This is a genomic window from Bacillota bacterium (assembly GCA_012842395.1).
In the GTDB taxonomy this organism is placed as follows: Bacteria; Bacillota; SHA-98; order UBA4971; family UBA4971; genus UBA6256.
The window spans coordinates 1-20635 of the sequence record DUSX01000035.1 but is presented as its reverse complement, the minus strand read 5'-3'; the positions used below and the strand labels follow the sequence as shown (position 1 = coordinate 20635).

18 protein-coding genes are annotated in these 20635 nt (G+C 62.6%); 8 read left to right on the top strand and 10 right to left on the bottom strand.

Going from position 1 to position 20635, the window contains the following annotated elements; genetic code table 11:
• Window positions 1–126 precede the first annotated feature (126 nt).
• The 4 genes from GX515_12050 to GX515_12035 are packed head-to-tail and all read left to right on the top strand — an operon-like array spanning window position 127 to window position 2848.
• Window positions 127–798, top strand: a complete 672-nt coding sequence (locus tag GX515_12050; protein HHY33727.1) for a hypothetical protein — start codon at window positions 127–129, stop codon at window positions 796–798.
• Window positions 752–1564, top strand: coding sequence for a FliA/WhiG family RNA polymerase sigma factor (locus GX515_12045; GenBank protein HHY33726.1), 813 nt, complete (start codon window positions 752–754; stop codon window positions 1562–1564). Before GX515_12050 ends, GX515_12045 begins: the two co-directional genes overlap by 47 nt.
• 9 nt (window positions 1565–1573) lie before the next feature.
• Window positions 1574–1978 (top strand): hypothetical protein, encoded by a 405-nt coding sequence (locus GX515_12040; GenBank protein HHY33725.1) that lies wholly within the window; start codon window positions 1574–1576, stop codon window positions 1976–1978.
• Window positions 1979–1981: 3 nt separating this feature from the next.
• Window positions 1982–2848, top strand: a complete 867-nt coding sequence (locus tag GX515_12035) for a DUF2802 domain-containing protein (protein ID HHY33724.1) — start codon at window positions 1982–1984, stop codon at window positions 2846–2848.
• Between the two features lie 59 nt (window positions 2849–2907).
• On the opposite strand, the gene GX515_12030 is transcribed toward GX515_12035, so the two are convergent.
• The 10 genes from GX515_12030 to GX515_11985 form a co-directional block, all read right to left on the bottom strand.
• A complete protein-coding gene (locus tag GX515_12030; GenBank protein HHY33723.1) occupies window positions 2908–3660 on the bottom strand; it encodes a hydrogenase expression protein HupH in 753 nt (250 codons plus the stop codon).
• A 162-nt stretch (window positions 3661–3822) separates the two neighbouring features.
• Entirely contained in the window at window positions 3823–4839 is a 1017-nt protein-coding gene (locus GX515_12025) for an ABC transporter ATP-binding protein (GenBank protein HHY33722.1), read from the bottom strand.
• Window positions 4815–5831 (bottom strand): ABC transporter ATP-binding protein, encoded by a 1017-nt coding sequence (locus GX515_12020; protein ID HHY33721.1) that lies wholly within the window; start codon window positions 5829–5831, stop codon window positions 4815–4817. The genes GX515_12025 and GX515_12020 overlap by 25 nt, the downstream gene beginning before the upstream one ends.
• A 40-nt stretch (window positions 5832–5871) precedes the next feature.
• A complete protein-coding gene (locus tag GX515_12015; protein HHY33720.1) occupies window positions 5872–6681 on the bottom strand; it encodes an ABC transporter permease in 810 nt (269 codons plus the stop codon).
• 74 nt (window positions 6682–6755) lie between these two features.
• On the bottom strand, window positions 6756–7754 hold the full coding sequence (locus GX515_12010; protein HHY33719.1) for an ABC transporter permease: 999 nt from the start codon (window positions 7752–7754) through the stop codon (window positions 6756–6758).
• A 336-nt stretch (window positions 7755–8090) separates the two neighbouring features.
• The gene (locus GX515_12005) at window positions 8091–9779 is read right to left on the bottom strand and encodes a twin-arginine translocation pathway signal protein (protein HHY33718.1); all 1689 of its coding nucleotides are present in this window, start codon (window positions 9777–9779) and stop codon (window positions 8091–8093) included.
• 672 nt (window positions 9780–10451) lie between these two features.
• Entirely contained in the window at window positions 10452–11705 is a 1254-nt protein-coding gene (locus GX515_12000) for an electron transfer flavoprotein subunit alpha (GenBank protein HHY33717.1), read from the bottom strand.
• Between the two features lie 198 nt (window positions 11706–11903).
• On the bottom strand, window positions 11904–12812 hold the full coding sequence (locus tag GX515_11995; GenBank protein ID HHY33716.1) for an electron transfer flavoprotein subunit beta/FixA family protein: 909 nt from the start codon (window positions 12810–12812) through the stop codon (window positions 11904–11906).
• Window positions 12809–13978, bottom strand: a complete 1170-nt coding sequence (locus GX515_11990) for an acyl-CoA dehydrogenase (GenBank protein HHY33715.1) — start codon at window positions 13976–13978, stop codon at window positions 12809–12811. The genes GX515_11995 and GX515_11990 overlap by 4 nt, the downstream gene beginning before the upstream one ends.
• 143 nt (window positions 13979–14121) lie before the next feature.
• Window positions 14122–16407, bottom strand: coding sequence for an ATP-binding protein (locus GX515_11985; protein ID HHY33714.1), 2286 nt, complete (start codon window positions 16405–16407; stop codon window positions 14122–14124).
• Window positions 16408–16743: 336 nt separating this feature from the next.
• On the opposite strand from GX515_11985, the gene GX515_11980 reads away from it, so the two are divergent.
• The 4 genes from GX515_11980 to trxA all read left to right on the top strand — a co-directional run bounded on the left by GX515_11980 (window position 16744) and on the right by trxA (window position 20461).
• Window positions 16744–18381 carry a carboxypeptidase regulatory-like domain-containing protein gene (locus GX515_11980; protein ID HHY33713.1) on the top strand — a complete coding sequence of 546 codons (1638 nt, stop codon included), beginning with the start codon at window positions 16744–16746 and terminating at the stop codon, window positions 18379–18381.
• 458 nt (window positions 18382–18839) lie between these two features.
• Complete coding sequence (locus GX515_11975) at window positions 18840–19175, top strand: cell wall hydrolase (GenBank protein ID HHY33712.1); 336 nt, start codon at window positions 18840–18842, stop codon at window positions 19173–19175.
• A gap of 353 nt (window positions 19176–19528) precedes the next feature.
• Complete coding sequence (locus GX515_11970; GenBank protein HHY33711.1) at window positions 19529–19951, top strand: metal-sensitive transcriptional regulator; 423 nt, start codon at window positions 19529–19531, stop codon at window positions 19949–19951.
• A 183-nt stretch (window positions 19952–20134) separates the two neighbouring features.
• Window positions 20135–20461, top strand: coding sequence for a thioredoxin (trxA, locus tag GX515_11965; protein HHY33710.1), 327 nt, complete (start codon window positions 20135–20137; stop codon window positions 20459–20461).
• The last annotated feature ends 174 nt before the right edge of the window (window positions 20462–20635 follow it).

Here is a 20635-nt window from a genome sequence, read left to right as displayed (position 1 = left end):
GCAGCACACAGCACGCAACAAGCAGCGGGCAGCAAGTGGCAGGCGGCAAGCGACAGGCGACAGGCGACGGCATGACCGTCCAGCCTGTTATGGCGGCGAGAAGGTGAGCCCGGGAGGGTAACCATCGTGGAAGTCGAGGACGTGCTCAGAGTGAACCAAAAGATCACCCTTGTTGTGCTCGAAGGGCGTAACGCCGGCAGTTACCCAAGCCGGGTTGAAGACATCGGGCTTGATGCGGTCGTGGTGGCGGCACCCACGCACAGGCGCGCAGTGCTCAGGCTTGATGAGGGAGACCCCGTGCGCATCCAGTTGGTGCGGCAGGACGGTGTGTACAAGCTGGATACCGTAGTGGAGTCCGTGATCGTGTATCCGTTTCCGATGCTGCAGTTGACAAAGCCCGTGGAGGTTGTCCGCGACCAGAGACGGCGGTACGCGCGGGTTGACGTCTCGCTTCCGGCGCGGTATCGGCGTGTCGACCACGGAGACAGGACCAAGGGGCGGCTCGTTCCGCACAAGGGAACGGTCATGAACGTGTCCGGGGGCGGCGCGCTCATCGTGACTTGGCAGTCCAGACATGACCTGGAGATCGGCTCCGAGGTCGATGTGGAGCTGGAGCTCCCGTGCGGCAAGGTCTCCGTCAAGGGCGTCGTGGTGAGGTTGTCGACCGGACAGACCGAGAACGGCAGGGTCCAAGAGATAGCAGTGGAGTTCAAGGAGATCGACGAGCGGCAGCGGGACATGCTGGCGAGGTATGTGTTGCAGCGGCAAATCGAACTCCGTCGCAAGGGGTTGCTGTGACACCGTGGCTACAGAGGAATTGTGGGATAGGTACAAGTCGGGAGGGGACCCCGGGGCCAAGGACGAACTCATCGCCCGCTACCTACCTATGGTTCCCGTGCTCGCCGGGAGGATGGCGATGAAGCTTTCGGCGGTGGTCGGATACGAGGACCTGGTGGGGTGGGGTGTCATCGGGCTCATCGAGGCTCTCGAGAAATTCGACCCCGGCAGGGGCGTGAAGTTCGAGACCTACGCGACCACGCGTATCAAGGGCGCCATGGCCGACGGCATGAGGGAAGCGGACTGGGTCCCGAGGTCCGTGCGCCAGAACGCCAGGCGCATTGCGCGAGCGTACGCGGCCCTCGAAAGACGGCTCGGCCGGCCCGCCACCGACGAGGAGGCCGCGGCGCAGCTCGGCGTGAGCCTGCAAGAGTTCCAGAGGATGGTAGCGGACGCCTCACGCGGCGCCGTGCTCTCCCTTGATGAGATGATACAGATGAGCGAGGACGGGCGCCACGTAACCCTGTTGGACGCCGTCCCGGACCTGGAAAGCCCCGACCCACTGGCCGTGTGTGAGGTCGAGGACCTGAAGGCGCGGCTCGCGAAGGCCATCGATGAGCTGCCCGAGCGCGAGAAGCTCGTGGTAACCTTGCACTACTATGATGAGCTGACCGTGAAGGAGATAGCAGACATACTGGGGGTTTCGGAGGGGCGAGTCTCGCAACTCCACACCCGCGCGGTGTTAAGGCTCAGGTCGAGGCTGGTGCCGCGCGGGGATCAAGGGTAGGCGATGAAGATGTCCGTGCGTTCGGTTGACGTCCAGAACGCTGTGGCCCGGGCTACGGAGGCCGAACGGGTCCAGCGAGTGCAGAACGAGGCGGGTGCCACGGGACAACAGGCGTTCGCGGCGGAGCTTTCGAAGCGCGCCGAGGAGAGGTCTTCTCAGGTGACATCGTCGCCCAGGGCAGAAGAAGGGATAATCCGCGACGAAAAAGAGCGGCGTCGCAAGGGTTCGGGAGGGGCCGGCTCCGAGCAGGCAGGGGCGCGACGGGAGCGTGGAACCGGAGACGCGTCGGATGCGCCAGCCGGAACCGGCGCGTCCGGAACCGGCGCACCCGGAACCGCTCTGGCCAGAACCGCTCCGACCGGGACGGGCGGCGAATCCCCGCTGCCCGGGCGCATAATCGACGTGGAGGTATAGAGCGTGGACAGTTTAGTGCTATCTCGGGTGCCCTGGGACGTCCTTGCAGCCCTGGCCGTCATCGTGGTGGGCATCTTGTTCATAGTGTTCTCCCTGGGGATGATGCTCGGCGAGCGCCGCGCGGCGCAGCAGGCCGCGCCCGCTCCAAGCTGGCGTGATGGGGGCGGGCGCGGGAGCCACGGGCGCGGCAGGCGCGACCGCGTGAAGAGCGCCGGCGATCCAGCACGTTTCGAGGATGCCGTTGGCGAGGCCACTCGCGCAATTGAGGAGGCCGCGGCAAGGGCGATCCAAGACCTCGAGGAGAGGGCTGCGGCCGCCGCCCGGCTCCTTGACGAGGCGGAGGATAGGATTGAGCAGCTCAAGGGGGCTGTGGCCGCGCTCGAGCGCGAAGCCCAACAAGGCTCCCGGTCCGGCTCCCAGTCGGAGGAGGGGGCATGGCCGTCTCCGGGCACGTGTGGGATGACCAGCGCTCCGTTGGATGATCAAGGCGCGCGCCAGCTCGCGAGCCAGCCCGACATGGGTGTCGCCGGTACGAGCCCGGGCGTGGCGGAGGCCGTGACTCTCGAACCGGCGGCAGGCGCCGGGCGGGCAGCGGGCGGGGAGCGGGATGCGAGCGCGGCACCGGAGGCCGCCTGCGCACGGGTGAAGCAGGCAGGGGCGGACCAGGCGCTGACGGGCGGCCCCAGGGTTTCTGGGAAGCACGCTCTCGTGCTCAGCCTCGCCGACCAGGGATTAACGCTGTCTGAGATCGCGAGACAGGCGGGCATAGGCCGTGGCGAAGCCCAGCTCATTCTCGAGCTTTACGGAAAGCAGTGCCTTACGAGCCTATCCGGGGTTTGCGCGGCCTCACGGGACGGACAATCGCACTAGCCTCTCGCAGCGAGTCGATCCTTGACCCTGGTCCTTGACCTTGGCCGCTTTTCTCCCGCTCAGAGCCTTACGTACAGGTCATCGATGGAGCCCACCTTGCCCGCGGCAAGTTTCGGTGGAAGCGCAAACGCCTTCTTGGAGTGGCGCAGGTTCGACCCGACGAGGGCCTCGGCTACCTTCAAGGCGACCTTGGACGGGTTCACCACCGGGACGCCTAGAGCGGCCTGAACGTCCTCCGCGACGTTCAGGAACCCCATGGACATGCAGCCCAAGACCAACACGTGCGCCCCATCTTCCTCGATGGCCCGGCGGCCAAGCGCGATTATCTTCTCGAGGGTAGCCTGTCTATTGGCGGCAAGCTCCAGGACGGGCACATTGACCGCCCTGACGGAGGCCAGCTTGGCGGCTACGCCCGCCTTGTGCACCAGCTCGTAGCTGCTCGGGATCATGCTGTCCGTGACGGTGAGGAGCGAGAACTTGTAGCCGAGCATCGCCGCCACGACGAAGCTCGATTCAGCGGGGCCGACCACCAGCATTTTTGATGTGATCTCCCGCATTGCGTCGAGCCCGGGGTCCCCTGCGCACCCGAGGATGGCAGCATCGTACCCGTGCTGCTCGAGCTCGAACATCTTCTTCGCGGTTGCTGGTACGCTAAGGTATTCCTCATACATCGATTCGATGGACGCGGGCCCCTCCGTCACCCCGGTGATGTCCACCTGAACGCCAGGGGCGGCCCATTCGCGAAGCAACTTTCCTCTTCTTGCCATTTCCTTTTCGTCCATTGTGCCGGGCACGACGTATACGATCTTCATCCTGAACTCCTCCTCCCAGGTTCCAAGTAGGTGCGACGTCTATGCTTTTTACTAGCAGCCCCAGGCGTGTCGCTCCTCCGGCACCTCGCCTGTACGCCTGTCTCACCTACCACGTGCCGCGCACCACGGAACACGCAGCGCATGAGATTTGCGCACGCGTCCTTATGCCGTGCTTGCCGCCTCTATGGCCCCACTTACCATGTGGCACCTCACCGCGTGGCTCGCCCCGCGCTCGCGAAGGTCTGGTTGCACCTGCCTGCAGATGGACTCGACGTAAGGACAACGGTCCTGGAACAGGCACCCGCGGGGCAGGTCGACCGGGCTTGGTACATGGCTCGTTATCTTCAGTTCGCCCCCCTTGAAATCGGGATCGGGGGAGGGCACCGCCGAGATCAGGGCCTGAGTATAGGGGTGCTCTGGTTCGCACAGCACTTTCTCGGTCGGCCCGATCTCCACGATCTGGCCGAGGTACATGATCGCCGTGTAGTCACACAGGTACCGGATCAGCGAAAGATCGTGTGAAATGTACACCGTGGTGAGCCGCATGCTCCGCGCGATCTCACCCATGAGGTTCAGCACGCCCGCTCTTATGGAGACGTCTAGCATTGAAACGGGCTCGTCCGCCACGATGAACATTGGTTTGACCACGAGAGCCCGGGCCAGGACGACCCGTTGAAGCTGCCCGCCGCTCATCTGGTGCGGGTATTTGTCGAAAAACGCTTCAGCGGGCTTGAGGTTCACCATTTCTAGCGCCTCTTTTACCAAGTCCGCTCGCTCGCTCTTGCTTCCTATGTTATGGATGATGAGCGGCTCGGCTATGGAACGGAACACCGTAAACCTTGGGTTCAAGGCCTCGAAGGGGTTCTGAAACACGAGCTGAGCCTGCTTCCTGAACTCCTTGAGTTCGTGGCCGTGATTCATGTGTGTGACGTCCTTGCCGTTGAAGAAGTACCTTCCGCCCGTGGGCTCACAGAGCTTCAACAGTATCCTGCCTGTGGTGGTCTTGCCGCAGCCGCTCTCACCGGCAAGACCCAAGGATTCGCCCCGCTTCAGTCTGAAACTCACTCCATTTACCGCATGGAGGACGCTGCCCTTCTGCCTGCTGAGGAACAATCCCTGCCGGATGGGGAAGGATTTGGTGATGTCCTGCACGTCTACGAGATAGCCACCTTCTGCCACGTTTCCACCTCCTCTGCCTTCCGCCGCAGCGAGTCGATGTCGTCCAGACGGAAGCAGGCGGAATAATGGCCGGGAGACACCTCGACTAGTTCCGGGGCTCTCTCCTCACACGAGGCTTCTCTGAACGGGCACCTTGCGGCGAACCTGCACCCCTCGGGCGCGTCTACCAAATCCGGAGGCGACCCCTCGATGGATATGAGAGTCCTTCGTGGGTTTCGCAGGTCGGGAAAGGCGTTTTTCAATCCCATCGTGTAGGGATGAGCCGGGCCTTTGAGCACATCCCTGACCGCTCCCTTTTCCACGACTCTGCCCGCGTACATCACCACCACGGACTCGCAGATGTCCGCAACCACCGAGACGTCGTGTGTAATCATTATCAACGAGATTCCCAGGTCCCTGCGCAGCCTCTTCAACTCCCGAAGGATCTGGCTTTGTACTATGACGTCGAGTGCGGTCACGGGTTCGTCGGCGATTACTAGTTTGGGGTTCAACGCGAGGGCTAGGGCGATCACCGCGCGCTGCTTCATGCCTCCCGAGAACTCATGAGGATAGTAGGTGAGGCGTTCTCCGTCGAGGCCGACCATACGGAAGAGCTCTCTAGCCCGTTCGCGCGCCTGCCTCCGGCTCATGCCACCCTTCAGGCACAGCACCTCCACGAATTGGTCCACCACCGGGTACACCGGGTTGAGCGAGTCCATGGCGGCCTGCGGGATGAGAGAGAGCTTGTTCCAGCGAATCTCGCGCATCCGGCTCTCGGGCAGCCGCACGAGGTCCTCGCCATCGAAAACCACTTCGCCGCCGGCTATATAGGCGTTGCGCGGCATGACGCGGATGATTCCCCTTGCCGACGTGCTCTTGCCGCAGCCACTCTCTCCCACGAGCCCGATGCTCTCCCCCTCGTCCAGACTGAAGGAGACGCCGTCCACGGCCTTGTTGCATCCCCGGGTCGTCCTATAGTAGATCTTGAGTTCCCTGACGTCTAGTAAGGGCATCCTGTCCATCTCCACTTGAATTCTCAGCTGATCGAATGGTTCAAACGTTTTTCAGCCTTGGATGGAGGATCTCCTCCGAACCGCGTCCGAGGTAGAACCCGGCCATCACCGTCAGCATGATGCATAGGCCGGGCGGGACAAACCAGTAAAACGCGCCTCGGGACAAAGCCTGCGACACATAGGCGTCGTGCAACATGTATCCCCAGCTTATCACGTTAGGGTCACCGAAGCCCAGGAAGCTCACAGCGGCCTCGGTCAGGATGGCCCAGCCCATTGCGAGCGACCCATAGAGGAGCGAGAGCGGAAGGATGTTCGGCGCTATGTATACGAACATGATTCGCAGGTGAGACGCGCCGGACGCTCTCGCGGCCTCGATGAAGCTCCGCTCCCGGATCGTCAAGACCTGAGATCTGATGACCCTCGCGGTATCTCGCCAGAGCAGGAGCGCCATGGCCAGGACTATATTCCACGTGCTCGGCCCGAGGAAGCCGACCAGGACTATTACGAAGGGCTCGAACGGCACTCCGAAGGCGACGTCCGCCAGTCTCATCAAGACGGTGTCGACCCATCCCCTGAAGTATCCTGCGAGGAGCCCTACGAGGGTCCCCAGCACCACGACGAAGAACGCGGCGCTGAACCCGACGGTAAGGGCGGGACGGGCCCCATACACGAGCTGGGAGAAAATGTCCCTCGCCATGTTGGTCGTCCCGAGCAAGTGCTGCGCAGACGGCGGGCGGTCTGACGCCAGGTCGCTGCCCTCTATGATCAGCTCGTGAGGGTCGTAAGGCGCGATGTATGGCGCGAACACGGCAACCAGGATGAAAAAGAGGTAGATCATAGCGCCAGCCATCGCAAACTTGTCTCGCCTCAAAAACCCATACGTATCAGCTAGAGCCTTTTTCAAGAAAGCAAGTCGACGTGCCCTCACAAGCTCGCCCCCTTGCTCTCGAGGCTTACCCGTGGATCCAGCACACTGTAAAGAATGTCAGCCACGAAGTTCATGAGCACCATCACCGCGGCGATAAGCAGGAAAGCCCCCTGGGAGAGCGGATAGTCGCTGGCCGATACCGCCTTTATCAGCAGCCTCCCCAGTCCCGGCCAGCTGAAGACGGTCTCTACGACCACGTTCCCGCCGATAGCGTAGCCCACACCAACGGCCATCGCGGTTACCACCGGCAAGGCGGCGTTTCTCGCGGCGTACTTGAACATGATGCGCCTGTCGCTCAGGCCCTTCATCCGCGCCATGTCTACGTACGCTTCGCCCAAGACGTCCAGCATGCTGGAACGCATAAGGAGGAGCGGAAGGCCGAGCAGGTACAAAGCGAGCGTGAGCGCCGGCAAGAACATGTGATGCCAGAACGACGGCGAGAGCAGTTTCTCAAGCTCGGAGCCGTAGACGATGCCAGCAGGCGAAGATCCCCCGGACGGGAACCAGTGCAGCTTGAACGAGAAGACCGCCAGAAGGATCATCCCTACCCAAAACTCCGGGCTGGACCTGGTGAGAAGGGTTAAGACGATCCCAACCGTCTCGGACCTCTGCCCGCGCCGCCACGCCAGGGCAATGCCCCCGAGCACCCCGATGACATACGCGATCACGAGGGAAAGGAGCATTAGATAGACGGTGTTCGGTAGGACCTTCCACACCACGTCGACGACAGAGTCCTTGTAGAAGAACGAGTCACCGAGTTCTCCCTTGAGGAGGTTGCCCAGGTAAACAAAGTACTGTTGCCATAGTGGCTTGTCCAACCCGAACTGGCGTATGAGGATCTCCTGCTGTTCCTGAGTGAACGTCGGATCTATGTACGCTACCAGAGGGTTGCCGGGCATCAGACGGAACAGGAAAAACAGAATGGTGACGATGATCCACAGGGTAAGAAGCATTTGGGCGAATCTCTGCGCGAAGAACTTCCAGTTAAACCTCATGACGTATCCCTCTCTGCCAGCGTCTCCCAGCGCCTCGAGGAACCCGGAAGGTTCAAAGCCTCCACAGGCTCTTTCGGCCAGGGTTGCCGGTGTTGCACTCGCGGGCGGCGCCCCCGCCCCGCTCCGAGGTGGGCGGGCGCCCTGCCAAAACCCGGCCCATCGCCCATCAGGCCAGCGGCCGGATATTGACGCCGCTCGCGCAACCGCCGGCAACCCCGACATCCTTGACAGCCTGACGCGCCCGACATCCTCTGCATCAACGGCAAAGGCTCGCGGCCCCGGCCCTGCGCTCAAGGCGAGGGCCGCGGCAGGCGGCAGCAAGACCCCGAACGAGCGTCAGGACGCTGGGGGCGTTTCTTCCTTTCTGCCCTTCGGATAGAGCAGCCTGCCCTTGCTGTCCCACTCGTAACCCGCGGACTTCAGGATCTCCTTCGCGGCCTTCACCCCGCCCTGCGGATAGTTGAGGTTCTTGTTCTTCCAGAAGTCCAGCGCTGGGGATACCACGGAGTCTGCGGGCACGGCGAATCCCTTCCACACAGCGTTCACGATCAGCTGCCGGTCGGTCAGCGCCAGGATGGCCCTCCGGAACGCGACGTCGTCGAATGGCGGACGTCGCAGGTTCATAGCGAAGAACCTGAACCCGAGGTCCACAGCGTACACCATCGTCAAGTTCGGGTTCGCCTTGACCTTCTGCTCCAGAATCTGCGGGTCACCCACGTAGGTGGCGAGGAAGTTGAGCTCTCCTGTCTGGAGCATGCCGAGGGTTGCCTCCATATTCGGGATGAACCGGCAGATCCACTTGTCGATCTTCGGAGGCTGGAAGTAGTCGCGGTTGGCCTCGAGAACGATCTCCTCCGAGAATTTCCAGCTGCTGAACTTGAACGGCCCGGACCCGATGGGCACCTTCTCCTGGTAGCTCTCGGCGGTCTCCGGTTTGTTAGCAAGGTCCTTGAGGACGGGCTCCCATATGTGCTTCGGAACTAGATTGATCTTCGCGAGGGAGGCGGTCTCGAAGGTTGCCGAAGGCTGCTTGAGTCTGAAAATGAGAGTGTTCGGGTCTACTATCTCGATCTTGTCTATATTGCTGACGAATGGCTTGTACATGGGCACCTTGTCGCCCATGGGAGCTTCGAAGGAGAACTTGACGTCTTCCGCGGTCACTGGCTTCCCGTCGTGCCATTTCATGCCCTTGCGGAGGACCACCTTGACTTGGGTGTCGGACAGCCACTTAACGGACTCGGCCGCCCAGGGCTTCGGGAGTCCGTCCGTGCCCATGCGCATCAAACGGTCCCAGATGAGCTCGGTCACCCACGAGTCCACCGTGCCGCTGATGTAGAACGGGTTGACTGCCTGGACCGTGTCGTTGCTGTTAAGGATCATGCTTTTCTGCGAGCCAATTGGGGTGGCGTAGATGTATGTCCAGAAGTTCTTGATGCCCAGGCCTGCCATGTTCTTGATTGAGTTAGCCGCGAATACCTTGTTGTTGTAAACGAAGCCGATCTTTTGGTGCACGAGGAAATCATACACGGCGTCGTCCGCGAGTATCTGCTGAGCCTTTAGCACCAGCTGCCTGCGCTTCTCGGGGTCCATGGTGACCCGCTGTTGCTCGGCGACCTTGTCGTACACCGGGTTTATGTAGCCCACGAAGTTATAGCCGTCCTGTGCGGTGCTGGAATGGAACAGGTTGTAGATGAACTCGTCCGGGTCTAGCCTCTCTGGGCGGGCGGTCATCTGCCAGCCGCTCATGTCCCACTTGTCCCGCTGGTACCACACAACGTCGGCCATCTGCTCCCAGGGCACGACCTTTACGCGGGCGTCCAGGCCGACCTGCTTCATGGCGTTCGCGATGAGCGTCGCGCTTTCGAACTCGTCCGGCGAGGACGACTGCGGCCTCGTCAGAATGTAAATCGGCCGAATGACCCTCTCAGCGGTGTCACTCGCGCCGCCGCCCGCCGCGAAGGCGGCCGTCCCGGCTGTGGTCGCAACGCAAATGATTGTCAGCATGATCCACTTGACCCATCTCATCCGTGCTCTGCTTCTCACGATCTCTCAACCCCTTCTGCTTCCTCGGTTCGTGAATTCGTGTGTGCGTAGCTCACACCGTGCTATGAGCCGTGCTACGGGTACCCTATGGGTGACCAAATGGCCTTCCAGGTGGTAAAGGAACACCAGGAGCCTTGGTTAGCAAGACTCGCGGGGCATCGAGGCGCTCGCGAGCGCGCCGCGATGTCGGTTGTATAAGGGCCCGCGGAAATGAGAAAGACGCGTGCCTAGGTTACGAGAACGATGCGGGCTGCTCCCGGGAGCGAGCGCCCCGGCTCGGGGGCAGTCGATGAAGGCGCGACGCAAGGAATCTTGAACGGCAGTAGCTGTATACTGCGTATGATCAACTCTTCTCCCTCCTCGAGTGCTTCGCGTTCCACAATCAGGCTGCAGATGTGGGCTGAAAAGCTGCTGTAGCCACGCTATGCCATGCCATCAACGAAAAGAGATCGTGACCCAAGTCGAACCCGTTACTACAGCTGTATAGGATCACCTCACTCGCCTCAAAGTCCCTTGAAGATGTATTTTTAACGATGCTATTACGAGTCTCCAGGTTTGTCAAGGGGAGGCAGGCGTATTTCCAGCGATTTCAACGGCATCATGGCTCCGCATCGGCGTGGTCGGTCCATGCCCAGCCCATACCATACCCATAGGTCACTCACTACTGCCTCTGCTCAGCTCCGCCGTGAGCGCGGGCACCACCTCGAAGAGGTCTCCCACGATACCGTAAGTCGCCACATTGAATATGGGTGCGGACGGGTCCTTGTTGATGGCCACGATGATATCGGAGGACCCCATGCCGGCTAAATGCTGGATCGCACCGGAGATGCCGCACGCGATGTATATCTTCGGGCACACGGTCTTGCCGGTCTGCCCGACCTGGTGCGCGTACGGTATCCACCCGGCGTCCACCGCGGCGCGGGACGCCCCTACGGCGGCGCCCAGGACGCGCGCGAGGTCCTCGATGAGCTTGAAGTTCTCCGCCTTTCCGAGACCACGGCCCCCGGAGACGATGATGTCGGCCTCGGCGAGGTTCACCGTCTGTTGAGTCTCCTCGACCACCTTGACCAGCCTCGCCCTGGGCGGCAGGACCTCCTTGACCAGCTTGATGATGTCGCCGCGCCTGGCGTTGTCGCGCGCCGCGCGTTTCATCACCTTGTGCCTCACTGTCGCCATCTGCGGGCGGCTGTCCGGACAGATGATGGTGGCCATGATGTTCCCACCGAAGGCGGGACGCGTCTGAAGGAGCAAGCGCTTTTCCCTATCGATGGAAAGCCCCGTGCAGTCGGCGGTGAGACCGGTCCTGAGCCTTGCCGCCACCCTCGGGCCTAGGGATCTCCCTATGGTAGTCGCGCCAAGGAGGAAGATGGATGGCCTGTACTCCTTGACGAGCTCGGCTATGACCTGCGCGTAAGGTTCATCCTGGAAATCGGCGAGGGCCGGGTCGTCGACCACGTACACCTTCTCCGCTCCGTGCGCGATCAGATCATTTGCGGCCTCGTCCACGTCGTGGCCGAGGAGCGCCGCACAAAGCTCCTCGCCCAGATCGTCGGCGAGCTTTCGGCCTTCGCCAAGGAGCTCGTACACGACGCTCGAAGGCTTTCCCTTGCGCTGCTCCGCGAACACCCAAACGTCGCGCCACTTGTCGCCACTATCGCCAAACTCTTCACCGCTGGCGGGCCGTGCCGCCCGGCTGTCCCTCTCCCCGGCGGCTTCGGGCCGGGTGCCGGGGCTCATCTCATCGATCTCGATGGCCTCGGCCGGGCACGCCCCGGCGCACGCCCCGCACTGGATGCAGTTCTCGAGCATGACAGCAACGCCGTCCTGCACCGCAATGGCCCCGTACGGGCACGAGGCGACACACGCCTCGCACCCTGTGCATCTATCCGAAACAACACGCACAGCCACTTCCACCGCTCCTCTCCAATCCGAACGCACCTCATCCACCATCGGCATCCACCATCGGCTCAGCCTCCACCACCCGCCAGGCCTCCCCGAGCCCGCGGCCCCGCGGGTCCGCGACCCTGCGGGCCTGCGAGCCTGCGAGCAGCCGGTGAGCACCGGGAGCCTGCTCCCATGCATGGGCCCCCGGCGTGTAATGGGGCGCTAAACCAGGTGGGTTTCCTTGAGCTTCGCCACAAGGGTTCGCACTTTCTCCTGGACCGTTGCGCCCTCGATTATCTCACCCGCCCGTCTCTGCTCGGGCGTGAAAACCTTGATGACGCGCGTCGGTGAGCCCGCAAGGCCCACGCGGCCGGGGTCAGCGCCGAGGTCCGCCGCGCTCCAGGTAGTGATGACCGCCTTTTTCGCCCTGAGCATGCCCTTTATCGAGGGCATCCTGGGCTCGTTTATCTCCTTCACCACCGTGATGAGCACCGGGAGGGGCGACTCGATGACCTCGTAGCCCTCCTCTGTCATACGCTGGACCCGGATGAAGCCACGGTCGCGGTCGCCAGAACCTCCGCGGACTGCAGAGGCATCTGCAGAGGCATCGCGCCCTGGTCCGACGCTGGCGCCTCCCAAGCCGTCCCCGCCGGGCCCGGCTGCGGCTCCTGCGTCAGGGGATAGCTCTTCGATCTTGCGGACATACGTTACGTGAGGGATGTCAAGGTTCTCCGCGACCTCCGGACCCACCTGGGCCGTGTCGCCGTCGGAGGCCTGCTTTCCGCAGATGATGAGGCCAAAACCGCCCAGCTTCTCGATGGCTTTCGCGAGCGTGTATGACGTAGCAAGAGTGTCCGCGCCGGCAAACGCCCTGTCTGAGAGCAGCACGGCCTCGTCCCCGCCGAGGGCGAGGGCCTGGCGCAACGCCTCCTCGGCCTGAGGCGGGCCCATGGTTATGATGGTGACCTTGCCCCCGTGCTTCTCACGGATTCGTAGCGCCTCTTCGATGGCGTACATGTCGAACGGGTTTATGACGGACGCCACACCCTCACGCATGAGGGTGTTCGTCTCCCGGTTTATCTTCACGTCGGTGGTCTCAGGGACCTGCTTGATGAGAACGGCGATGTTCATTTCCGCCTCGCGGCCTCCCTCATGGCCTCCTTGATCACGGCGCCCCCGATGATGGAGCGCTGGATCTGGTTGGTGCCCTCGTAGATCTGGGTTATCTTGGCGTCCCGCATCATCTTCTCCACAGGGTAGTCGCGCATGTAGCCGTATCCTCCGAATATCTGGACCGCGTCGGTGGTCACGCGCATGGCGACGTCGGACGCGAAGACCTTCGCCATCGAAGCCTCCTTGGAGAAATCACGCTCTCCGGCGTCGATCATGCGCGCGGTCGCGTAGACGAGAGCGCGCGCCGCCTCCACCTGAGTTGCCATGTCCGCGAGCATGTGCTCGATTGCCTGGAATTCGGCGATCCTCTTGCCAAACTGGACGCGCTCCGTGGCATACCTCGCGGCCTTGTCGAGAGCACCCTGGGCTATGCCGACGGCCTGGGCCGCCACGCCGGGACGAGTGCGGTCGAAGGTGCGCATGGCTACGATGAAGCCCTTGCCTTCGCGATCGAGGATGTTCGCGGCGGGAACGCGGCAGTCGCGGAAGATGAGCTCGCGCGTGGCGGAGGCCCTTATGCCCATCTTCTTTTCCTTCTTGCCGAACTCGAAGCCGGGGGTGCCCTTTTCCACGATGAAGGCGGTCATCCCCCGCGCGCCTTTGGACGGATCGACCGTGGCGATGACCGTGTATATCTCGGCCTCGCCCCCGCTCGTGATCCATTGCTTGGTGCCGTTCAGTATGTAGTAGTCACCGTCGCGCGTCGCCGTGGTGCGGATGCTCGACGCGTCCGACCCCGCGCCGGGCTCTGTGAGGGCGAACGCGGCGAGCCTCGCCCCGGACGCGATGTCCGGCATGTACTTGCGCTTTTGCTCGTCGGTCCCGAAGAGCAGGATGGGGAAGCCTCCGAGCGCGCTCGCGGCATACGAGACGGCCACTGCGCCACATGCTCGGGAAAGCTCCTCGACCACGAGGCACTGCTCGAACACGCCTCCCCCGAGGCCGCCGTATTCCTCGGGGACCCAGACACCGAACAGGCCTGCGTCGGCGAGGACCTTGATGAGCTCCCACGGAAACTCCTCGGCCTCATCGAATTCTGCTGCGCGCGGCGCAACCTTTTCTTCCGCGATCTTCCTCGCAAGGTCGCGGATCATCTGCTGCTCTTCAGTGAGGAAGTAATTCATCGCTCCCGCCTCCTCACGGTGCGGTGCCGTGTCAGAATGGCACCGAGCAAGGGAAGATTAGCACCTGCTCCTAATATGAGCTGCTAACCGCAGTGTAGCATGCAGAGGGGGACGTGTCAAGGTAAGCCGACTGGCGGTGCGTGTCACGAGCCTGTCGCATCCTGTTCCAGCGACGCAACTATGGCGGCGATGTTGTGGAGGGCGCGGCGCAGCCGCCTGTAGTAAGTGGTCCGCGGCAAGCCGAGTCGTTCCATCATGCGCTCATGGGACCCGGCCCGTTCGATATAGGCCAGCCGAATGAGCCTTGCCTGGTCTGCTCCAGAACGGAAGGCGAAACGTCCCGTGCCTTGGGCCAAGAGTGCGATGGCGTCTTTGAGAAGTGAACGGATGGCGTCTGACACGGCGGCCGGACGCTCACCGGCCGTGGCGGCGCCGGCCTTCTCCGGCGTGTAAGTGCGAGCGAGGCGGTGTGCCACAATGCGGAGGCGGGACATCTTGCTAAGTTCCAGCTTTTCATTATTCCAGAAGTGGCGGAGGCAGAAGACCGTCTCTTGAACGATCTCCTGGAACGAGAGGCTCGTTGCCCGTGGGGCCTCTTCCTGCCCGAGCATTTCTGCGAGCCAGCTCTGGACGGACCTATTGGTGAGGTCAAGGCAGTAATAGCTCACAGGCATAGCCGGCCCGTACGCTGTGCAAACAGGTTCTTGAAGCCGCTTGAAGCCGAGCTTCTCTGCCCTTGAAGCCGCCGTTTCCTCGTGCACCCATGTCACGAACACGGCGTGCGCCTCGTGCTCGGCCTGCCACTCGAAGACCGCCTGTACCAACGCGGCTCTGGCTTGGTAAGCGTGGGCGCTCCTCGTGATGAAGGGGAAGAGAAGGATGTGGGATGCGCTGCGCAGGCCCGGAAGGTGGTCCACGCACAGCCACGTTACCTCTGATGCCTGCAGGACCGGCAGCGAACGTTCTTCCACGGGGATGAGACAAGTGAAGCCGGCGAGGCGGCCGTCGCGTTCCCTCACAGCTATGAACCTATCCGGGTACAGCGCGAAAAGCCTTGAGATCTGGTGGATCTCTTCAGGACGCTCATCCTTCTGACCAAGGTAGTCACGCAGCCACTCTCCGTAAACGCTTGTCAGTTCCTCGATCTTGGGCGCGCCGGCATCGCGGTAGAGGCCGACGTCGTCCCACTCAGTGAAGAAATAGCGGCGAAGGAGCGGGTCGGGGGTCAAGAAAAGGTACTCCACGCTGTCATCCGCCCCGGCGCCGCCTAGCCTCTTCTTGAACCAATCCATCGCGAGTCGCCTCAGGGATGCCAGTCGCTCGGGCGCGCGCCAGCGCATGTCCTCCAGGACGACGTTGCGGATCTCGTCGTCGATCGTGAGCCCCTCCTCAGTCACGTGGACAAACGAGAGGCTGGTAAGCTTGCTGATGTCCAGAGCGGTCACGCGCGTGCCAGCAAGGTGGCTGAGGAGCTCTTCATTGCAGCGCCGAATCACGCACGCCGTCTCAAGAAGCCTGAGGACGTGCTCATCAGGGACCTCCCGGACAATGCGCCGAAAGACCTCGTGAGAGATCTCCCGGTAGCTGCGATCGCGCGTCGCCTTCGCGCCCGCAGGCCCAGCGGCTCCCGGGTCAAGTTCCGCGTTCGCTGCCAGGACGAGTGCCAGCGGTAGGCCTCCGGCGAAGAGGATGATGCGGTCGATGACACCCTGCCCCGCGATCCCTCGCTGTCGCAAAAGCTCCTCGGCCTCCTGGGGCGCGAGGCATCGCAAAGCCAAGCACCGGGTCCTCGCGAGGCTTGCGGGGTCACCTTCCCAGAGCCGGCTGAGAGGGTGCCAAGACGCGATGACAACGAGGATTCGCGTGTCCAGCGAGGGCAGAACCGACCGCCGAAAGAGACCATCGAGGAGAGGAGAGGTCTCGTAGTCGTCGATGACAACCACGGTCGGCCTGGCGTCTGCCACTACATTGAGCAGGCCGAGGGCGCCCTGAAGGCTCGTGCCGCTTGCGGCGGTCCGCGCCTTTCGCAACAAGTTACCTTCCTCCTCTTCGGGAGGGGCCTGCGCGGGAACGGCGGGTAGGGCCGGTGGAGGCGACCCGCGCGCTGCGGTTCCTCCCGCGCGCGGCACTGAGGGTGGGGAGATGTGTGCGGCCGTCCTCGTGAGCGACAGGCGCAGTGCGTTGGCGAAGCCTTTAGTGGAAGGCTCGATCTCGCCGGCGTTGAGCCAGATGACGCACGCGCCCTGGGCTCTAAGTTCCTCAGCAAAACGGTACAATAGGTGTGTCTTACCAATTCCTCCCGGACCATAAATGTTCAACACCTGGCAGTCTGAAACGGAGGAGGCGGCCTTTCTGAGAGCGGCAAGCTCCTTGGTGCGACCGACGAACATGAACGCGTTGCCAGCGAAGCTACCATCGCCCGGCGGCATACGGCTCCCCCCAACGCCCCCCTGGCTTCGATCCCGTTGGCAGTTCCTACGTTACATAATTCTGCGTTTGTTTGCAGAAACCTGCAAAGTCTCGGTCAGTCTCAGGCGTACTTGGTACCGTTTCCGGTACTGTATCCGGTACTTCCGGCCCCTTAACATACCCTTGAGAGATCTGTACGGTTTACCGGATACGCGCCGTCGGGGTCTTTGAGCGCCTCGGGGCTCCCCGGTGTGCCACGTTCCGCGTTGGGCTTAGGCATACGGAGTCGAGTCGCCGAAGGGACCGCGTGCCCTCCGGAACCCAGCAGCATCATTACGGATAGGAGGGGAAGAGGGATGCACCATGACATTGTGTGGGGCATGACGAGGAGGACGGTGGCTCTGTGCGGACTAGTGGTGTTGTGCGTCTTGCTTGCCACGGCGACGGCGGGTTGCTTCGGGGGCTTAGGCGGTGGCGGAGGCACCACCTCGTCCAAGGGAACGATTGTAGGGTACGTCTCGGAGATCGACATGTCTGACGAAATGAGGATAGAAGCCACATTCTTGGCCTCCTCTCCAGGCGTGGCAGGCGCGCAAGCGACGCTGGTCGGCACGAGCAGGCAGGCCACGACCTCGACTGTGGGCAAGTTCTCTATGACCAGCGTGAGCCCGGGGACGTATGACCTCCTGGTCGCGAAGACCGACTGGCCTTCCACTATAGTATACGGCTTGAAAGTGGAGGCCAACCGCACCAGCGAAGTTGCGCTGCGCATGGTGAGGAGACCCGCGTCTCAGGCCACGGCTCGCCTGCAGGACAAGGAGCCGCCGACCGTGACGGTCGACTGCCCCTCGATGGTCTCGGGCACCGTCCAAGTCACTGTCACGCCCAGCGACGAAGGCGGCATATTTGGAGTACTGCTCTTCCTGGACGAGGACTCGGAGCCGGAGTGCTCCTGGGGGTTCGGGAGCCAAGTCGTGGAGTCCGGACAGCCCCTTGTCTGGGAGTGGAACACGGTGAGCGGCTCGCCTAACGAAACCGGATGGAACAACGGCGAGCACAAGCTCGTGGCCATGGTCATCGATTCCAACTATAACATGGCATACAGGATAGTCCCGGTCACCGTGCAAAACGAGACCGTTCAAGGCACGTTGCCCGTGGCTCCGTCAGACCTCCGCTGCACGGTGACTACGATGCACTATTCCTTGTTCACGTTCCCCTGGAGCCCCGGGGACATCGGCTCGGCTTCGAGCGACGAGCTCGCCAGGGTGCTTGCGCCCGCCGGGACGGCCAAAGCGTTCCGGGAGGGTTCCGGTCCAAAAGCGCGTGGGACGCCTTCAGGTTCCGATGCTGTGATACTCGCAAGCGCTTATTGGCGGTATGAGACAGCAGACGCGATGGGATTCAAGGTGTATCGGAACGGCCGGTTCGTTGCCGACGTCCTGAGGGGCGAATGGGAGGAGTGGATGGACGGCTCGCCCGTGCTCACCCCGGGACAGCGAGTGGAGTACGCCGTGTCTGCGTACAACCGCGCCGGCGAGGGGCCGAAGAGCGCACCAGTGTCGCGTACCCCCATAGCGCCGCTGAGGGGGGGGTCGCTGACGAGTCCGGCTGATGAGACGGTGATTGCTGCCGATGTCAAGCAAGTCGGTGCCACGCCGGTCTTTGACTGGGAACCGGTGTCTGGGGCGGAGGCGTACGTTGTCTTCGTGGCTGCTGTTAAGTCGGATCCCGTTATTGGTTTGACCCGTGAGCTCGTGTGGGTAGGCCTTGTCCGCGGGGGCACTACGACTTCGACCACGTATGGGGACAACAGCCTCATAGGTCAGCCACCCTCGCCGCCATTGGAACCGGGCGAATACGTATGGGGAGTCATGGCCTTGAGCCTCGAGCCGAACCTGCCCGCCTCGGGCACGCTCAACCTGGAGGGGTATGAGCCCCAAGTCTTGTCCGTATCTGCGTCGGCGGTGTGGGGTTTCACCGTGTCCACAGACTGAGAACGTGGCAGAGCCCAGGAGTCTCACGGTGATTCCATTAAAGCAGAAGAAAGCGGAGCCCAGGTAAGAGGGGAGGCTGGGCAAGGCAGGCAGGCGTGGCAAGCGAGCCAACATTTACTTGAATGGATCGGGCGCGTGTTGTCGAATGACCAGGCATGAGCACGAACACGGTTTCGCTGATTCTGCTTCTAGTCTTGGTCTTCGCTGCGGTGAGCGCGACCGGAAGGCCCGTCACGGCCCCGGGGAACGAGCCAGGCCTCGCACCGGAACCGGCACCCGCGCCTGATCCTGGCCCGGGGGGCGCGTCGCCTGCCCCGTCCGAGCCCAGCCCGTCCCCGTCTCCGTCTCCGTCTCCGTCGCCCCAGCCGTCACCATCTCCAGAACCGTCACCTGCCGAGCCATCGCCGCCTGGGCAGGGTTACGATGCCAGTCCCGAGGAACGCCTTCTCCTCGCGCGGCTGATCCGCGCGGAGGCGGAAGCCGAGCCGTTCGAGGGGCAGGTGGCTGTGGGTGCCGTGGTGCTCAACCGCGTGGAGAGCCCGGAGTACCCAAACACCATCACGGACGTGATCTACCAGGTCGATCAGGGCTACGTGCAGTTCACGCCTGTTGCGAACGGAACCATCAACCTGCCTCCTACGGAGCAGGCGATCGAGGCCGCCGACCGGGCGCTGGCCGGTGAGGATCCGTCGCTGGGCGCGATCGGCTTCTATAACCCGTCCAAGAGCTATGATCCGTGGGTTCGGACGCGGCCCGTGACCGCCATCATCGGCAACCACGTTTTCTTCAAATGAAGAATGATTGACACGTGCACCACCGCTTGGCACGCCCACCAGGGGCCTCGGGCAGGGGCAGCCGCGCCCTTTTTGACGTTGGCTCTTTATAGATGCCAACCTGGAAATCAAACGAGCATCTGGCGCTTTCTCAATGCCTTCGTATGGCGCCGGCTCATTTTGCTATGCGCGGTCTGACTTCCAGCTCGCCTATGCATGTGTATGACCTCTCGGAGGATGAATTGGAACCCGCCTCGAAAACCTTGCTGGTTCTTCTTGACACACCACAGACGGACGCCGTATACTATACCCGGCAGGGTAATATGGACCGATGCGAGGTGTGCCGGATGGCAGAGGACGTGCCCGAGAAGTCAATGGACCGGGGAACCAAGCTGACGAGCCCAGGTCCGCGCGGTGAGCCCGACGCGGGCGAGTCCGGTGGGCCTGATGGGCTTGGTGAAAGAGGCCTCGGAGCCCCTGCTGGTTGGGAGAACAGGGAGGTCGACGCACTTGACCTCGATGCTCTCACGCTCAGCGAGAGCGCTCGCAACGACATCTTGTCGCGGTTGAAGCGTATAGAGGGCCAGGCGAGGGGCATCCGAAAGATGATCGAAGACGGCAGGAGCTGTGACGAGGTGGTCATCCAGGTGGCCGCGCTCAAAGCGGCGGTGACGCAAGTCGGCATAGCGATAGCCGGATCCCACCTCGTGGACTGCGTGGCACGGGACATGGGAGCAAGCCCGGCGAGCCGTGCTGCGCTTGCGAGGTTCGTCAAGATCTTCAGCAAGCTGTCATGACCTTTGGCCGTGGGCTCGCGGCTCGTGACTTGCGCCACGGTGGTGGTTGCAAAATTCGAGGCATAGGTTTGAGTTTCCCCTGCGACCATATACACAGCGGATCCTCCAGATATACTCGACTCGTGCTCGCTAGGGCCGGATCATAGATGCCACACGGCAAATCACAGAAAGGAAGGGTTCGACATGGCAAAGGGAGTCATTGAGGTCAGCGATGCCACTTTTGCTCAGGAAGTGCTCAAATCGGAGGAGCCTGTGCTCGTCGACTTCTGGGCGGAATGGTGCGGCCCGTGCAGGATGATGGCGCCTGTGGTCGAGGATATCGCCGCGGACTATGCGGGCAGGATGAAGGTCGCGAAGCTGAACGTGGATGAAAACAGGATATCCGCGACCACTTATGGCATAATGAGCATCCCCACGCTGGGGCTGTTCAAAGGAGGTCAGCTCGTCCAGAAGTTCGTGGGATTCATGCCCAAGCATGAGCTTGCGCGGAGGATAGACGCGGTCCTGTAGACCGCATGACTGGGGCGCTCCAGACGCGCCTGACTTGTCTCGGCCTGTGTTGCGGTGACTCGTCTGACCCGCGCGGCTCGCGCGAGCCGGGTACGACCGGGGTGCGACCCGTGCCGGCCGCGGCCGGCCGCGGCCGGCACGGGTCGCACCCCGGTCGTACCCGGCTCGCGCGAG

Coding starts and splice junctions, on each gene's coding strand:
- GX515_12030 (HHY33723.1), bottom strand. CDS start 3,660: ATGAAGATCGTATACGTCGTGCCCGGCACAATGGACGAAAAGGAAATG.
- GX515_12045 (HHY33726.1), top strand. CDS start 752: ATGTGTTGCAGCGGCAAATCGAACTCCGTCGCAAGGGGTTGCTGTGAC.
- GX515_12040 (HHY33725.1), top strand. CDS start 1,574: ATGTCCGTGCGTTCGGTTGACGTCCAGAACGCTGTGGCCCGGGCTACG.
- GX515_12010 (HHY33719.1), bottom strand. CDS start 7,754: ATGAGGTTTAACTGGAAGTTCTTCGCGCAGAGATTCGCCCAAATGCTT.
- GX515_12015 (HHY33720.1), bottom strand. CDS start 6,681: ATGGCTGGCGCTATGATCTACCTCTTTTTCATCCTGGTTGCCGTGTTC.
- GX515_11995 (HHY33716.1), bottom strand. CDS start 12,812: ATGAACATCGCCGTTCTCATCAAGCAGGTCCCTGAGACCACCGACGTG.
- trxA (HHY33710.1), top strand. CDS start 20,135: ATGGCAAAGGGAGTCATTGAGGTCAGCGATGCCACTTTTGCTCAGGAA.
- GX515_11980 (HHY33713.1), top strand. CDS start 16,744: ATGCACCATGACATTGTGTGGGGCATGACGAGGAGGACGGTGGCTCTG.
- GX515_11985 (HHY33714.1), bottom strand. CDS start 16,407: ATGCCGCCGGGCGATGGTAGCTTCGCTGGCAACGCGTTCATGTTCGTC.
- GX515_11970 (HHY33711.1), top strand. CDS start 19,529: ATGGACCGGGGAACCAAGCTGACGAGCCCAGGTCCGCGCGGTGAGCCC.
- GX515_12020 (HHY33721.1), bottom strand. CDS start 5,831: ATGCCCTTACTAGACGTCAGGGAACTCAAGATCTACTATAGGACGACC.
- GX515_12005 (HHY33718.1), bottom strand. CDS start 9,779: ATGAGATGGGTCAAGTGGATCATGCTGACAATCATTTGCGTTGCGACC.
- GX515_11990 (HHY33715.1), bottom strand. CDS start 13,978: ATGAATTACTTCCTCACTGAAGAGCAGCAGATGATCCGCGACCTTGCG.